Source organism: Streptomyces odontotermitis (assembly GCF_050510915.1).
Lineage (GTDB): Bacteria > Actinomycetota > Actinomycetes > Streptomycetales > Streptomycetaceae > Streptomyces.
On the sequence record NZ_JBNJLS010000070.1, the window covers coordinates 1 to 298 of the forward strand.

Annotated in this window: 1 protein-coding gene; it reads left to right on the forward strand. The window is 69.1% G+C overall.

The features are described from left to right. A partial coding sequence (locus ACQB60_RS45810; protein ID WP_496932048.1) for a phosphopantetheine-binding protein occupies positions 1–298 on the forward strand: 298 nt, incomplete at both ends.

The window sequence follows — 298 nt, forward strand, 5'->3', positions numbered from 1 at the left end:
GCACGTGGGGGAGTCGCTGCCCGACTACATGGTGCCCGCCGCTGTCGTGGTCCTCGACGGGCTGCCGGTGACTCCGAACGGGAAGCTGGACCGCAAGGCGCTGCCCGCACCGGATCTCTCGGTGGTCAGCGGCGGCCGGGAGGCGACCACCGATCGCGAGGTCGTCCTGGCCGGTCTCTTCAAGGACCTGCTGAATCTCTCCTCGGTCGGCATCGACGACAGCTTCTTCGACCTGGGCGGCGACAGCATCATGTCCATCCAGCTCGTCAGCCGCGCCCGCCAGGCCGGGCTCGTCATC